General features: G+C 38.4%; 11 protein-coding genes. 7 read left to right on the top strand and 4 right to left on the bottom strand.

Going from position 1 to position 16,059, the window contains the following annotated elements; all coding sequences use genetic code 11:
- Window positions 1–917: 917 nt before the first annotated feature.
- The 3 genes from plsX to fabD all read left to right on the top strand — a co-directional run bounded on the left by plsX (window position 918) and on the right by fabD (window position 4,275).
- Window positions 918–1,937: a phosphate acyltransferase PlsX gene (gene plsX, locus BC008_RS33685; RefSeq protein WP_027844494.1), complete on the top strand. Its 1,020-nt coding sequence runs from the start codon at window positions 918–920 to the stop codon at window positions 1,935–1,937.
- Window positions 1,938–2,211: 274 nt separating this feature from the next.
- Window positions 2,212–3,204, top strand: a complete 993-nt coding sequence (locus BC008_RS33680) for a beta-ketoacyl-ACP synthase III (protein WP_027844495.1) — start codon at window positions 2,212–2,214, stop codon at window positions 3,202–3,204.
- A 186-nt stretch (window positions 3,205–3,390) separates the two neighbouring features.
- Entirely contained in the window at window positions 3,391–4,275 is an 885-nt protein-coding gene (gene fabD / locus BC008_RS33675) for an ACP S-malonyltransferase (protein WP_027844496.1), read from the top strand.
- A 437-nt stretch (window positions 4,276–4,712) separates the two neighbouring features.
- Here the strand turns inward: fabD and BC008_RS33670 are convergent, their stop codons facing one another.
- Entirely contained in the window at window positions 4,713–6,152 is a 1,440-nt protein-coding gene (locus BC008_RS33670; protein ID WP_027844497.1) for a glycoside hydrolase 100 family protein, read from the bottom strand.
- Between the two features lie 1,297 nt (window positions 6,153–7,449).
- On the opposite strand from BC008_RS33670, the gene BC008_RS33665 reads away from it, so the two are divergent.
- Entirely contained in the window at window positions 7,450–8,649 is a 1,200-nt protein-coding gene (locus BC008_RS33665) for a Coenzyme F420 hydrogenase/dehydrogenase, beta subunit C-terminal domain (RefSeq protein WP_027844498.1), read from the top strand.
- A gap of 166 nt (window positions 8,650–8,815) precedes the next feature.
- Here the strand turns inward: BC008_RS33665 and BC008_RS33660 are convergent, their stop codons facing one another.
- Window positions 8,816–10,045 carry a methionine gamma-lyase family protein gene (locus tag BC008_RS33660; protein ID WP_027844499.1) on the bottom strand — a complete coding sequence of 410 codons (1,230 nt, stop codon included), beginning with the start codon at window positions 10,043–10,045 and terminating at the stop codon, window positions 8,816–8,818.
- 100 nt (window positions 10,046–10,145) lie between these two features.
- Between BC008_RS33660 and BC008_RS33655 the strand changes: the two genes are divergently transcribed.
- The 3 genes from BC008_RS33655 (at window position 10,146) to BC008_RS33645 (ending at window position 13,886) form a co-directional block, all read left to right on the top strand.
- Entirely contained in the window at window positions 10,146–10,964 is an 819-nt protein-coding gene (locus BC008_RS33655; RefSeq protein WP_027844500.1) for an acyl-CoA desaturase, read from the top strand.
- Between the two features lie 367 nt (window positions 10,965–11,331).
- On the top strand, window positions 11,332–12,381 hold the full coding sequence (locus tag BC008_RS33650; RefSeq protein ID WP_027844501.1) for a fatty acid desaturase: 1,050 nt from the start codon (window positions 11,332–11,334) through the stop codon (window positions 12,379–12,381).
- A 422-nt stretch (window positions 12,382–12,803) separates the two neighbouring features.
- Entirely contained in the window at window positions 12,804–13,886 is a 1,083-nt protein-coding gene (locus BC008_RS33645; protein ID WP_027844502.1) for a fatty acid desaturase, read from the top strand.
- 160 nt (window positions 13,887–14,046) lie between these two features.
- Here BC008_RS33645 and BC008_RS33640 read toward each other — a convergent pair whose 3' ends face one another.
- Complete coding sequence (locus BC008_RS33640) at window positions 14,047–15,312, bottom strand: glutamate-5-semialdehyde dehydrogenase (protein WP_027843156.1); 1,266 nt, start codon at window positions 15,310–15,312, stop codon at window positions 14,047–14,049.
- 4 nt (window positions 15,313–15,316) lie between these two features.
- On the bottom strand, window positions 15,317–15,724 hold the full coding sequence (locus tag BC008_RS33635; RefSeq protein ID WP_058184137.1) for a hypothetical protein: 408 nt from the start codon (window positions 15,722–15,724) through the stop codon (window positions 15,317–15,319).
- Window positions 15,725–16,059 lie beyond the last annotated feature (335 nt).

Raw genomic sequence — 16,059 nt, 5'->3', positions numbered from 1 at the left:
GTATTACTACTAACTGAAATTGAACTGAAGTCGAGGACTCAATAATCTAGCCAGCAATATAGTTATCTAGATATTTATCCTGTTGAAATACTTTGTTCAATTTCATGCATTAAAGGTATATTTTATACTTATTATGCCCATAGTCTCAGTTCGCAATATTACTGTTTATACATTCAATACTGCTATTTCTACATTTGCAGTGTCTTAGCAATAAAAGTTTTATATTATACTCTTAGATTTATTTTATAAAGTTGTAAATTACAATTGATAATTACGTGATTTAGAAAAAATAAAGTTAGCGAAAATCATTAGGCAAGTAAATTTTCAGCATATATTTATTCGTGACAGTCAAGTATCTATATAACTATCACAAATTATTTTGATATAGTTAAACTCTAATTATTTATCTGTTCCCTTAAAAAAATCTGCTATAAAGTTTATTTTCATATACAAAAAAATCTAAATTATACTCAACATAATTCTCTGAATAAGTTTAAGTACAAAAATTGATATTACAGCTTAAGACTACAACTGTAGGAATCAATGTTTGACTTGAAAATTCAGATTAATTTCATGAGTACACAATCGATTTTAAGTCTTAGAAAAGCTTTTAATTAAAGTTTGACAAAGTCACTTACTTATGCATAAGCAATGATGGGAATTTTTGATCTGCCTTAAAACAAAAAGTATATAAAGTTCATAGAATCGATATGTTTCATGAGAAAAAACTATGAAACTTATGCAAATATTTTGTTATTTAGGAAAATTTATATCGAAAACTAGAAGATGTAATTTGCCGATTATTTTTTTCTGGCAAAACTTGGTAGGGTAAATGAGACAATTGGGGTAATAATAAAGCCAATCTTTTTGAGATAGGCATCTGATAAAATTTGTAAGGTTTCTAGAAGCTAGTAGCAATGGTATCGACTGGCGAACGTATCGCAATTGATGCAATGGGAGGGGACCACGCACCCGATGAGATCGTTGCTGGCGCACTGCGAGCTCAAGAGGAATTGGGTGTAAAAGTTTTACTTGTGGGTGAACCCGAAAAAATTAAAGCAGCCCTGCCTTCAAACACTAATTTGGGGCAAGTGGAAATCGTAAGTGCTACAGATACGATCGAGATGGATGAGGAGCCTTTGTCTGCCGTTAGGCGCAAGCGTTCCGCTTCAATCAATGTCGTAATGGACTTAGTAAAAAAAGGAAAGGCAGATGCTGCCATCAGTGCCGGTCACTCCGGCGCTGCAATGGCAGCGGCTTTACTCCGCTTAGGACGACTTCCCGGAATTGACAGACCGGCAATTGGTGCTGTTTTTCCCACTATGATTGCCAGCAAACCTGTACTGATACTAGATGTAGGTGCAAACGTAGACTGTCGCCCTAAGTTTTTAGAGCAGTTTGCTGTTATGGGTTCGGTTTACAGCCAATATGTGTTGGGAACTGCCGAACCAAAGGTAGGTTTATTAAACATTGGTGAGGAAGATTGTAAGGGAAATGACCTGGCAATTCGCACCCATCAAATGCTGACCTCCAACTCGCAAATCTCTTTTCTTGGCAATGCTGAAGGTCGTGATGTTTTATCAGGACGTTTTGACGTGATTGTCTGCGACGGTTTTGTTGGTAATGTTTTACTAAAATTTGCTGAAGCTGTTGGAGAAATAATACTGCAAATTCTGCGGGAAGAATTACCATCCGGCTTGCACGGTCAAATTGGCACAGCACTTTTAAAACCAAATCTAAAGCGGATCAAGCAACGGATGGATCATGCGGAGCATGGTGGCGCTTTACTTTTGGGAGTGAATGGAATTTGCGTTATCAGTCACGGTAGTTCTGAAGCACCTTCTATTTTTAATGCTATTCGTATGGCAAAAGAAGCTGTGGATAATCAAGTATTGGAACGCATTCATCCGCAGGTTAGTAGTTTGGCTTCCGAGTAGTATCACTTGAGCCCTATTTACCCACCCAGACCAAAGTCATTAGCTGTCATAGTCTGCTAGTGACACCCCCATACTGGGGTAGAGTATTCTTTGTGCTTATGGTTCTTTTTCTCTATGGTTTTCTGTCCTTTATAGATTGTGTGTGTCTGCAGTATTAATGGTCAGCCGAAGTGACAAAGCATTTTGGATATGCGTAGTCAATGAATGTTACTTTTGTCTATGTATTTATTGCTAATAACTGGTTGCGAACGGCTTATAAATTCGGAGAAAATGAGTGCAGAATTTAGGAATAGCAATTACAGGAAGTGGCTCGGCAGTCCCAAAAAATTCCCTCGATAACCAGGGACTAATGCAATTCGTGGAAACTACAGATGAATGGATAGCCACAAGAACTGGTATTCGTCAACGCCGACTGGCAAACCCAGGGGAGTCTTTAAAGGATATTGCTACAAGTGCTAGCCAAAAAGCACTGGCTATGGCTGGAATCGAACCACAAGATGTCGATTTAATTTTATTAGCAACTTCTACATCTGATGATTTATTTGGTAGTGCTTGTCAAGTTCAAGCAGCTTTGGGGGCTGATCAAGCGGTAGCATTTGATTTGACAGCTGCTTGCTCGGGCTTTGTATTCGGACTGGTTACTGCTGCTCAATACATAAGAACTGGTGTCTACCAAAATGTATTGTTGATTGGGGCAGATATTCTCTCTCGATGGATAGATTGGGAAGACCGACGCACTTGTGTCTTATTTGGTGATGGTGCAGGGGCGGTAGTATTGCAAGCGAATCAAAGCGATCGTTTACTGGGGTTTGAACTTAAAAGTGATGGCACTCAAAATGGTTGTCTTAATGTTCCCTATACAGCATCTCCACGAAAACTAACTGAGGAGGTTGTTGTAGCGAAAGGGAATTACCAACCATTAGCAATGAATGGTAAAGAAGTCTACCGTTTTGCCGTACAAAAAGTTCCAGAAATTATTGACAAAGCTTTATTTCATTGCCAACTAACTGTAGGACAAATCGATTGGTTAGTCCTACATCAAGCCAATCAACGTATTCTCAATGCAGTCGCGGAACGTCTCAAAATTCCACCTGAAAAGGTAATCAGCAATGTTGCCTCATATGGCAATACTTCTGCTGCTTCCATTCCCTTAGCTTTAGATGAGGCTGTAAGACAAAATAAAATTCAAACCAACGATATTATTGCAGCATCAGGTTTTGGTGCTGGTCTTACATGGGGAGCAGCTATTTTCCAATGGGGAAGGTAATCATTGTGTCGTCATTCATTTGTCATTTGTCTTAGTCATCGATTGTGAATCGTTGATTATAAGACAAAGAACAAATGGTGTATGTACCTCCTGGAGGGGGAATCAAGGTTAGCGTTCGCCGTCGGCTTATAGGAGGAATGACAAATGACAGATAGAAAATGAAAAATGACAAATGACAAAGTGCAAATGAAAAAAACTGCATGGGTTTTTCCCGGACAAGGCTCCCAATCTGTAGGGATGGGAATGGATTTATTGGATATACCGTCTGCTAAAGAAAAATTCGCTCAAGCCAAAGAAATTTTAGGCTGGTCAGTCACACAAATGTGTGAAAGTGATTCAGAAAATTTATCGCGTACTCTCTACACCCAACCTTGTCTTTATGTTGTGGAAAGTATTCTTGCTGATATTCTCCGCGAGAAAGGAGACAAACCAGATTTAGTTGCTGGTCACAGCTTGGGAGAATATGTAGCCCTTTATGTGGCTGGCGTATTTGAGTGGTCAGCAGGACTTCGCTTGGTGAAAAGACGTGCTGAACTGATGGATAATGCTGCTGGTGGTAAAATGGCAGCATTAATGAAATTTGACCGCGAGCAACTGGAAAAAGTTGTGGCTCAAACCGAAGATGTGGTGCTAGCAAATGATAACAGTGCAGCCCAGGTAGTAATTTCTGGGACTCCGGAAGCCGTAGAAGCGGTAATGTCTCAAGTTAAAACAAGGCGAGCAGTTCTTTTAAACGTTTCGGGAGCTTTTCATTCTCCCTTAATGTCTGCGGCGGCTGCTGAATTTCAAGATATTTTGGAATCAGTGAACTTTCAGCAGGCTACGATTCCAGTGTTATCCAACGTAGAACCAGTTCCGACAACGGATGCTGAGGTTCTGAAAAAGCGCTTAGTACAACAAATGACTGGTTCGGTGCGTTGGCGGGAAATTTCACTTGCACTACCAGAAAATAAAATCGAGCGAGTAGTGGAAATTGGACCAGGTAATGTACTTACTGGCTTAATTAAACGAACTTGTTCTGGCTTAACTCTAGAAAATATAAATTCTACAAAAGAATTAGCCGCAGTCTAAAACAGTTGTGACAGCATTTAGGAATTATAAGATAGGAGCCAGAATTTGAGTACTCTTAATACTAGCTTTTAGCTGTACTTCACTTATTTCCAATCTACTATAAATGCTCAAAACCTACTTTTAAAACAGGAACGAAAATCGTAAATATCTCTACATACTTTAGTTTAATAAGTTTGGTTACCAGAATTTATCTGGTAACCAGAGTTTTTACATAAACTTCTTTTTTTTACTAACGGGACTTAGACATTTTTTTGTTCAATAAACAGCCTCAAAGCTTTATAAATCAATGGTTTTACGTCGAATTGGTTCTTTTCTTGATATAAGCGATTCTTAGTGTTTTGAACTGAACCCCTTATCCTGAATTGCTTTGAAGCTTTTTCCTGTTTGTTTTTTGTCTAAGTTCCGCTAATCAAGTTATGGCAAATCAAGAAATAATATTAACTGTCAAAACCATCAATTTCAAATTCACAAGCTCTCGAAGCCTGTTCTGCACTAAATGGCTCAAAACTAACTAATGGTAAATATGAAGGATTTTTAATCAGTTCTTTTGCTAATAAAAATCCAGTTATACTCCAAGTTTGATATAGTCTTGCCTTTCTACCAATTAATCGTCCTTTTTTACCATCATAATATTCAGGCCATTCATCTTCTTGTAAACGAGATTGTGCTATTTCAATTGCTCGTTCGGCAAGAGATATTCTATTAGTTTTAACTGCTGCTGCAGCTAACATCCACAAAAGAACGGGCCAATTTCCACCATTATGATAAGACCAAGGGATATTTTTTGGATCGCATCCAGTGATTAATCTATATTCTTCATTTTCCAAAGCAGGAAAACAAATTTTCATTGGCATATCACCCACCAAATCATCCCATCTTTCCTCAATTAAAGTCATAATTGCCTGGGACTGTTCTTCAGTAGTAAGTTCAGACATAATTGCCATCAAGTTACCTAAACAGAAGAAACGAACATCAAGTTGTGATGGTCCGACATTTCCTGCTAAATAACCACCTTTTTTCGGCAGCCATTTATCCAATTCATAGTATGGAAGAGAATCTACATAAATATTGAATTGATTAACGGCTGTTTCTCCATATTCTTCACCCTCAAAACGATAAATAGCATTTAAGCGGTTAATATCTATCCAGTAATGTTTGCGAATATGCGCGCCTAAAAGTGGTAAACGACTATCGATCGCAGCGACAATATCTTCATTACCTCCACAAATTAGAAGTTCGCGAGCTCCTCGTAATGCAGAATAAAATAAAGCTTGAATTTCCAGAGGATGACCATAAATACCCATCCGACGGTCAATCATACAAGCTCCGTCTGGAACTAAAAGTGTCGGATACATATCAAATCTGTTTGCCAGGCAAAGATCCATAATCAGCTTGATGCCATTTTGAAACTCTGGCTTATAGGCTAAAGAATAATCTTTGGTTGCAACTACGTAAGCACGTAACAAAATTATCCACCACAAGCAGGAATCTACTGGCGTTACTCTGGCGATCGCGTGCTCTCCAAAATCGGCTTTTAAATATTCTTCTCCATTACTATGGGTCATTACCTTAAAGCTAGCCGGGATTAATCCTTGAGCTGGTTTGTAAGCATCTAATTGCTTTTCTTTTGGTTGTAGTTTTAAAGTTTCCTCTAAAAAATTACGAACTATATTGGTTCTACCTTCTATTAAAAAAATTATTGCTGCAGAAACAAAATCTCTAATAAAACATTGGTCATAATTTAAAGCTTCCTGTGACAAATCATAGGCAGCAACTGTACCAACAGGGCGTCCTTGATAATATATAATTGTTTTTTCCAGAGCTTCCCATGCATCTTTTTCAAATTTTCTAAGTCCGATTACATCATCTAATCGCATTACCAAAAAACTCCAATTTTGTTGTGTTTATCATTAATTCTCAAGTGAGATAGCACTGGATTATTCCCAAAAATAGAAATCACTATATTGCCAAGCAGTAAATATAATTACTTAAAATAATTACTCAGAATAATTACTCAAATAGATACAAGAAAATAAAATAAGCTCGTAACTTGAAATAACTTCAAATTTAAACAACTAAGTTTTGAAAGTTAATTTAAAAGAATTAAAATATCAGCTTTTTAGCATGATACTGATTTAATCTTTAGTATGAAAGGTAATAAATAACCAAACAAATATACTCGCCAAAAATAGTTTAAATCGCGTTTAAGTCTTAATTTTTGGAGATATTAAATTTCTGATTATTTATCTCAAATTGTCAACTTTCAAAAGCAATTATATTTCTATATCTAGACTTAGATTTCGGTGAGACTCTAACACTAGATAGGCATATTTTCTTGATTTAAAGTATTGCTTGAGAATTTTATAATTTGCTAATTTGTGAATGGCTAAATAGATTTTTCACCCATATAACAAATTATAACTTTTTTTCATATTTCGCAACAACTTATTTGATTTTTTTATTTCTGTAATCTGAAATAGTCAAAAAAATTACCTGAACTCAAGTAATTGAAAATTAAAAATATTTACTGAATACCACATTTGAATAGCGATTTTTGTAAAAATATCCCATTCGTGAAAACTCTGTACTTGGGATTACGGTTAATCTGTTTGTATTAGTTATTTGAATAATACCCAGAATTAATTTATGAAATTTTTTCTTAGACTTAAGTAATTGTAATAAATACAAATCGAATTCTACTATTACTCAATATAAGTTGGTATAAAATAATATGAATTTACTGTGAATTTCTTTAAAAGAATGCACTATCTTTGACTTTAGTCAGTAAAAGGGGCATGCAATTTCTCAATGCAATAGCTAATACTGCGAATTGCGCACAAAGGTTTAATTTCGCAAAGTATTTGATTTCAAACTAAAAGTAAGTCATAAATGATAATTAGTTGGTTATAAAGTTTTTGCCAAAATTTACCAACAGTTTTACCCAGAATATAAATATTAAATGATAAATATAAATCTTTACTCTCTTTTGAAGCGGAAATCACCCACGCCCAAATTTTTATCCTTCTTTTGAAGTAAGTATTTGGAATTTCTTCATTAACAATCCTGCTCGATGTAAGAAGTAATATTTAATTTGAGTTAATAAATAAATTTAAGTACTAATAAAATGGCATATTGTGAGAGAAGCTATTTGATTTTTTAAACATAAAAATTTTAATGACGTCAGTTGATTTCCCTAAACACCAAAAAGCTAAAGCCCTTAAACCCGGTAGTCGTCGTCCGGCGAAGGAACTCTGTAGCGAGTGCGGATTATGCGACACATATTACATTCACTATGTCAAAGAAGCTTGTGCTTTTTTGAATCAACAGTTTGACAAACTAGAAGAACAAAGTCACTCCCGTAAGCGAAACTTGGATAACCCTAATGAACTTTATTTTGGGGTTCACCAAGAAATGATGGCGGCGCAAAAAAAACAACCCATTCCTGGCGCTCAATGGACGGGAATTGTTAGTACGATTGCCATTGAAATGCTCAACCGCGGCATTGTTGAAGGTGTGGTGTGCGTTCAAAATACTAAAGAAGACCGCTTTGGACCAATGCCAGTTATTGCTCGGACTCCAGAAGAGGTAATGGCTGCACGGGTGAATAAACCTACCTTGTCGCCTAATCTCTCAATATTAGAGCAAGTAGAACAATCCGGAATGAAGCGACTGCTAGCAATTGGGGTTGGTTGTCAAATCCAAGCTTTACGGACTGTAGAAAAACAATTGGGCTTGGAAAAACTTTACGTTTTGGGTACCCCTTGTGTTGATAACGTTACTCGAGCTGGACTACAGAAGTTTTTAGAGACAACTAGTAAATCACCTGAAACCGTAGTTCATTACGAATTCATGCAGGATTTTCGAGTCCACTTTAAACATGAGGATGGTTCTATTGAAAAAGTACCTTTCTTTGGTTTGAAGACTAATCAACTCAAGGATGTTTTTGCACCTTCTTGTATGAGTTGCTTTGACTATGTTAATTCCTTAGCCGATTTAGTTGTAGGTTACATGGGTGCTCCTTTCGGTTGGCAATGGATTGTAGTCAGAAATGATACTGGTAAGGAAATGTTGGAGCTAGTAAAAGACCAACTTAATACTCAACCAGTAATGTCAAAAGGAGATCGGAAAGCTGCTGTACAACAAAGCATACCTGCTTACGATCAAGGTGTAACTTTACCGATGTGGGCAGCAAAAATGATGGGTGTAGTCATCGAAAAGATTGGACCTAAGGGTTTGGAATATGCTCGCTTTTCCATTGACTCCCATTTCACTCGTAATTTTCTTTATGTAAAACGCAATTATCCGCAAAAATTAGCAGCCCATGTTCCAGAGTTTGCTAAGCGCATAGTCGGACAGTATAAATTACCAGATTAATATGGGAAAGTTGTTTCCAGGTTTAGCCTGGAAACAAAAATCTTAAAATATTGGTTTATTAATACTTGTATGCCTTTACACAAAAAATAGCCAAAGCTAATTTTTCTATTCTCTATTCCCTGGGAAGCAATATATATTTTAGATTGATACTTGCAGTCTTGATTATTTAAGCAGCTTCAACAGCTTCCATTGCAGCAGATAGTGCAATCGCAACATGAGTCCAGTGGGTACCGCCTTGACAATAAACTACGTAGGGCTCGCGCAAAGGACCATCAGCCGAAAATTCTGAGGTACTACCTTCAATAAATGTACCTCCAGCCATTACTACTTTGCTTTCATAACCCGGCATTTCATCGGGAATCGGGTCTAGATAGGAACCGATGGGAGAATGACTTTGAATCGCCTTACAAAAAGCAATTAATTTTTCCGGAGAACCAAGTTTAATCGCTTGAATTACATCCCGGCGAGGAGCAAGAGGTGCGGGATTAACTGGATAACCTAACTTGTCAAATACGTAACCAGTGAGGTGAGTGCCCTTCATTGCCTCTCCCACCATTTGCGGCGCGAGGAATAATCCTTGAAATAACAAACGATTCTGGTCAAAAGTAGCACCACCAGCACTGCCGATTCCCGGAGCGGTTAGACGACAAGCAGCAGATTCTACCAATTCAGCACGACCTGCAATGTAGCCACCAGCATTGACAATGGTTCCACCAGGATTTTTAATTAGAGAACCTGCCATTAAGTCAGCACCTACATGGGAAGGTTCTTGAGTTTCGATAAATTCCCCATAACAGTTATCAACAAAACAAATTGTATCGGGATTTTGTTGTTTAACTAAGTAAATGATTTTTTCAATATCAGTAATTGATAAACTCGGACGCCACGAATAACCACAAGACCTTTGAATTAGGACTAGACGGGTGTTTTGCTTAACGGTAGAAGATAATTTTTCCCAATCTATGGTGCCATCTGGAGTAAGATCCAATTGACGGTAGCTTACACCAAAATCAATCAGGGAGCCTCGATCGCGACCCCTAAGTCCGATTACTTCTTCCAAAGTATCATAAGGTGCTCCTGCAACCGCCAACATTTCATCTCCCGGACGGAGAGTTCCAAACAAAGCACAAGCTATTGCATGGGTACCTGAAACAAATTGTACCCGTACCACAGCTGCTTCAGTTCCCATAACTTCCGCAAATACTTTGTCTAAAATTTCTCGCCCTAAATCATCATGCCCGTATCCTGTTACACCAGTAAAATGATGCGCACCTACCTTATGATGACGAAAGGCATTTAGTACTCGTTTGAGATTTTGCTTGACCTTAGCGTCAATTCCAGAAAAGATCTTTAAGAGTGCCTGTTCTGCTTCGTGCAGCTGTTCGACGCTGTTCATCAGTACCTCGTTATAAAAAAATACCGGATTCGGATTTAGGTCGTAAAGCGACAAACGGACCGCACAGCCTAGGCTCAATAATTTCCATTTAGGTTACCGCATGACAATTGCTACATCAACTCAACCGAAAATTAACTGGGTTAACACCCTATTTTTTGTAGGTTTGCACGTCGGAGCTGCATTTGCCTTCCTTCCCAACAACTTTAGTTGGAAAGCAGTCGGTGTTGCGTTATTTCTCTATTGGCTATCTGGTGGCTTGGGTATTACCTTAGGCTTTCACCGCCTTGTAACTCACCGTAGCTTTCAGACCCCCAAATGGCTAGAGTATTTTCTAGTATTCTGTGGTACTCTTGCTTGCCAAGGTGGTCCAATTGAGTGGGTGGGAACCCATCGCATTCACCATTTACACTCCGACAAAGAATTGGATCCACATGATTCCAACAAGGGTTTCCTGTGGAGTCACATAGGTTGGTTGATCTATCAATCACCTTCTAAATCCGAAGTTCCTCGTTTTACCAAAGATATTATTGATGACCCAGTCTATCAGTTTTTGGAAAAATATTTTATTCCCGTTCAAATTCTTTTAGGTTTAACACTTTTGCTTATAGGTGGCTGGTCATTTGTATTCTGGGGAGTTTTTGCCCGAATAGTTTGGGTTTATCACTGTACTTGGCTAGTTAACAGTGCTACCCATAAATTTGGCTATCAGTCCTACGAGTCTAATGATAAGTCCACTAACTGCTGGTGGGTAGCTTTACTTGTGTTTGGTGAAGGCTGGCACAATAATCACCATGCTTTCCAATATTCTGCTCGCCATGGCTTGAAATGGTGGGAAATAGATATGACCTGGATGACAATTCAGTTATTACAATTTTTGGGTTTAGCTAAAGATGTCAAGCTAGCAAAAACGGAGTCTTAAAAGTAATAGTTAAAAGTAATAATACTTACTGTCTTATTGCTGTAAAAGATTTTCCAAACCCCGAAAAAAAGTGCTGCAATGCATTATTCACAAAAAAATTAGCGAATTTGGATTAATATCCGATAATTACTTCGCTTTGCAAAAGTACTCACAACCCCCAATTCTGGGCTGTTTACTCAGTCCAGAAATGGGGGTTTCGGGTCTCAAATAAGAGAAATCTTAAAACAATATAAAAAATTAGCCATGAATTTTGAGTGCGCTGGGGTAGCTTCGATTGGTATAATCCAAACGAATCAGGTTACAAAACTTTGCGACAAGCTACTATCATTGTGGTTTGGCGGTCGAGTCTGTTTGCGTTCAAATATACATGACTACATCAACAATAAATAGCCAGAAGCCAAGTGATGACCTTGGCGATTCCAAACTAAAGCTACAAGATATCATCAAAACTCTGCCTAAGGAATGTTTTGAGCTGAATCATCGTAAAGCTTGGACGGGAGCAGTAATTAATGTTTTGATGGTTGGCTTGGGTTATGCCAGCATTGCTTTTTCTCCTTGGTACCTTTTACCTTTAGCCTGGGTTTTTGCTGGGACTGCTTTGACTGGTTTTTTTGTGATCGGTCATGACTGCGGTCATCGTTCTTTTGCAAAAAGCCGTTGGGTGAACGATTTAGTGGGACATTTGGCATTTATGCCTTTGATTTATCCCTTTCACAGTTGGCGAATCAAGCACAATCATCACCATCTTCACACCAACAAATTGGACGAAGATAATGCTTGGCATCCCATTAGACCTGAATTTTATGAAACTTGGCCAAAATTGGACAAGTCAGTTTTTGAAGTATTAATGCGCAAGCGCTTGTGGTGGTTATCCTCCATTTTGCATTGGGCAAATCTACATTTTGACTGGCGTCAATACCGCAAACAAGACCAATCAGACGTGAAGTTATCTGTGGCTGTGGTGGTCACATTTGCTGCGATCGCATTTCCCACACTCATCATCACAACTGGTGTTTGGGGATTTATTAAATTCTGGTTCGTACCGTGGTTGGTATATCATTTCTGGATGAGTACTTTTACTCTCGTTCACCACACAGATCCAGAGATTCCATTTTTGCCAGGTTCTGAATGGAATGCTGCGATCGCCCAATTATCTGGTTCGGTACATTGCGATTATCCTCGTTGGGTAGAATTCCTCTGCCACGACATCAATGTCCATGTTCCCCATCACGTTTCGACTGCGATTCCTTCCTATAATTTGCGCCTCGCTCATCGCAGCTTGCAAGAAAATTGGGGTTCTTATTTGCGTGAAGAAAGGTTTTCTTTGTCTTTAATGAGGAGAATTACTGACCAATGTCATTTCTACTCTTTAGGAGAAGGTTATTTCTCTTTTAAAGACTACTACGCACGCAAATAAATAAAGTTTTTGCTTACAACTCAAATCCTTTTAGTCATTAAAGATCTCATTTGAAGGTCTAACTTAAAGCTGACTAATAACTGAACCATTCTTAGATTTTTCATAAAGGAATGGGAGTAAGCTACGGTTTACTACGATTGATTGAGGATTGTAGTGAGTTGCAAGCAAGCAAAATATAAGTACCTTTGCAAAATTAATTAAACATTTGAAAATTCCATATCCTTTTTTCAGCAAATGGGATAGGGATAATTAAGATGCCAAAATAATTTCACTTCAAAGGACTTAGACAAATTTTCATTGCACCAAACATGTAAAACCGTTTATGGAACTCTGCTATGGAGTCTAGTTCCTAGGAACGATGACAGCATAGCTCTATAACTCTGCATAGTCTCTTATCCACACACTACTTCTGATAACATCACGTGTCTTCTTACTCCATCAATTTAAACCCCCCTCCGACTAACGAACCTTCTCAGGATGGATCTAAATTACCTTTTACACTTGGCGATGTGAAAGCAGCAATTCCACCTGAATGCTTTCAGCCCAATTTAGGTAAATCACTATTTTTCTTTGGGCGCGATATTTTAACCATCGGCTTACTATATGCGTTAGCTTACTACATTGATTCTTGGTGGTTTTTCCCAGTTTTCTGGGTAATGCAAGGCACGATGTTTTGGGCTTTATTTGTTGTTGGTCATGACTGCGGACACCAATCTTTTTCCAAGAGTAAATGGCTCAATGATTTTATTGGACATTTATGTCACACACCTATATTGGTTCCTTATCACGGTTGGCGAATTAGTCATAGAACCCATCATTTAAATACCGGACATATTGAAAATGATGAAAGTTGGTATCCAACAACACAATCCTACTATGACGAGATGGGAATCATTGAAAAAGTTGGTAGGTACTATGTTTTCTTGTTAGCTTATCCAATTTATTTGTTTAAGCGTTCTCCTGGTAAACAAGGTTCTCACTTTTTACCAAGCAGTCCCTTATTCAAAGACAAGGAAAAATGGGATGTTCTCACCAGTACAATTCTTTGGATTTCGATGATTGCTCTGCTTGGTGTTCTAACCTATCAATGGGGTTGGATGTGGTTATTAAAATACTATGCAGGACCTTACATTGTATTTGTAATGTGGCTAGATTTAGTCACCTTTTTGCACCATACGGAAGAAGATGTTCCCTGGTATCGGGGTGAAGATTGGACTTTTCTTAAAGGTGCGCTTTCCAGTGTCGATCGCAATTATGGATTTATTAGTCATATCCATCACGACATCGGTACCCACGTTGCTCACCATATCTTTTTGAATATGCCCCATTACAATTTGAAGAAAGCAACTGCGGCTATCAAACCGATATTGGGTGAGTATTATCATTCATCAGAAAAAACAATTTGGCGTTCGGCTTGGGATTCATGTCTTAGCTGTCATTTTGTCCCAGACGCTGGAGGAAAGGTTTACTATACTTCTCCCCATCAATCTCAATCTTCTAACTAAGGATTGACAAATTAAAAGTTAAAAGTCAAAAGTCATTAGCGCAGGGTGTCCGTAGGACATAAGTCAAAAGTAAAGAAATAGATGAGTAGAATTATCATTATTTCTGGCTTCTGACTTCTGACTTCTGACTTCTGACTTCTGACTTCTGGTGACTTATTACTCAAAATCTTCCATTCGCCTGAACTATATGTTTAACAGTGGTCAGAGTTTCTAAACTCATTAGTCCCCGACGCAGACCTTTTTGATTGGACATTCCCAAAAATATTGCATCACCTCGTAAGGGATTACGACAAAAACGCGGCGAAGCATTTATATACGTAGAAGCGCTGTTGACTCCCAAAGCAAATTGACGACTTTCTTGGTAAGAATCAGTCGCAATACAATCTGCATGACCACTACTATATTGGTTTATCCAGCTAATAGCAGCCTCTAAATTATCCACAAGCTTAAAGGCGACTGTTTTTTTTAGGTAAGGACATCCCCACTCATTATCTTTGGCTAATTGGATTTGGGGAAAAGCTTCCTGCATTTCGGCATCTCCCTTAATCTGAAAACCTTTTTCTTGCAGACTTTTCCAAAGAGAAATTAAGGAACTAGGTAGGGCTTGTCGATTAATTAATACTTTTTCAATTGCATTTACCGGATCTGGCTCGCTGCAATGGCTATCAATAATCATGTGGCGAATCATATCCATAGTGCCATTGGGCGACCAATAGAGGTAACAATTGCCCATCGCGGACTTGAGGACCGGTACTGTAGATAGTCGCACTACTTGCTGAACTAAACTAGAGCGTCCGTAGGGAATAACTAAATTTATATACTGCTCCTGGGCGAGTAAATCTCGAATCGATCTGCCATGTTCGGCATCAATTATTTCGATACTCCCCACCGGTAAACCTTCTTCGATGACAGCATTAATTAAGGCATTAGCAATTGCAACATTGGAATGACTAGCTTCTGTAGAACCTTTGAGAATGATGCTATTACCACTTTTTACACATAGCCCAGCAGCGATCGCTGCCAGATCGGGAAACGCTTCGTGAATAAAAGTAATTACCCCCAATGGCATTAATTGAGAGTAGGTTTGGGAATCTTCTAGCTGATAATCTGCGATGCGAACGCGTCGAAGAGGATCTGATAACTCACCTAATTTTCTTAAAATTTGGACTGCGCTTTCCAATCGCGCTGGTGTAAGTTTCAACCAATCCAAAATTAACTCTGGAACAGCCATTTCTCTACTGGCTTCCAAATCCAGAGTATTGGCTTCAAGGATATCATCAAATGACTGATTTAGCGCTTCTGCCATTGCCATGAGTGCGCGACTGCGATCTGCACCTTTTGTCATCCCTAACTTCAAAGAAGCTTTGTATGCGCGCTCTGCGCTATTCATTGTTTTGAGACCTTCATCAAACGCATCCACCATCATCAAATTAACGTCTGTAGGTTAGCCAGACCATAACTGCTGGTACAATTGCCAATATTATTGCCACTATTGCTGAAGCAATGATACTAGTACCAGTAGATTGTAATAACGCAAATGGTAACCAGAAAAGTACCAAGACCACTATAATACCTAGGGCCATTGGCAGATAACTTTCTCCCAATTTAGGATGAACAACATGCCAAACTGAACCTGTCCAGCGCCAAGCTCGCTTGTAAGGATAGGTTGTGGAAAGTTGCTCAAGTACATATCCATTATCTTCAACCACAAATATTTGCTGACAGCGATCGCAACCAAATGCTTCTGTCAACGTAATCGGAGTTAGGCGTCCCTTGCGGGTACAAGGACATGGGTATTCGCCGTTGAACTCTATTTTTTCAATATTTTCAGATTGCACAAGCAGTTCAGTAACTTGGACTCGGTTGTCAAAGCTGGAGAAGCTCCATTCCCTTTTTTCTCGGGTTTGGTAAATTAATTGCAGAAAACCTGCTGATGGTATCAGTCAGTTAACGGTATTTTTACTATACAGGTAACAGTCTAGACAGTAACTTTAACTCCTTCATTAAGGAATTGGGTGATGTCTACGACTGCGTAGAGTGTAAGCATAACAAGGTAACAACCTTGATGTAATACTTCTGACTGGTTTAGCTAAAATTAATTTTAGGTCATTCCCTAAGATTAGTTTCTATTTTTAAACTAACTCAATCTCAGCTAATACATTTCACCATCTAA

The organism is Mastigocoleus testarum BC008 (assembly GCF_001456025.1).
Taxonomy (GTDB): domain Bacteria; phylum Cyanobacteriota; class Cyanobacteriia; order Cyanobacteriales; family Nostocaceae; genus Mastigocoleus; species Mastigocoleus testarum.
The sequence above is the reverse complement of the archived record's forward strand: the minus strand, read 5'-3'. Positions and strand labels throughout refer to the sequence as shown.

Coding starts and splice junctions, on each gene's coding strand:
- plsX (WP_027844494.1), top strand. CDS start 918: ATGGTATCGACTGGCGAACGTATCGCAATTGATGCAATGGGAGGGGAC.
- fabD (WP_027844496.1), top strand. CDS start 3,391: ATGAAAAAAACTGCATGGGTTTTTCCCGGACAAGGCTCCCAATCTGTA.
- BC008_RS33670 (WP_027844497.1), bottom strand. CDS start 6,152: ATGCGATTAGATGATGTAATCGGACTTAGAAAATTTGAAAAAGATGCA.
- BC008_RS33665 (WP_027844498.1), top strand. CDS start 7,450: ATGACGTCAGTTGATTTCCCTAAACACCAAAAAGCTAAAGCCCTTAAA.
- BC008_RS33660 (WP_027844499.1), bottom strand. CDS start 10,045: ATGAACAGCGTCGAACAGCTGCACGAAGCAGAACAGGCACTCTTAAAG.
- BC008_RS33655 (WP_027844500.1), top strand. CDS start 10,146: ATGACAATTGCTACATCAACTCAACCGAAAATTAACTGGGTTAACACC.
- BC008_RS33650 (WP_027844501.1), top strand. CDS start 11,332: ATGACTACATCAACAATAAATAGCCAGAAGCCAAGTGATGACCTTGGC.
- BC008_RS33640 (WP_027843156.1), bottom strand. CDS start 15,312: ATGATGGTGGATGCGTTTGATGAAGGTCTCAAAACAATGAATAGCGCA.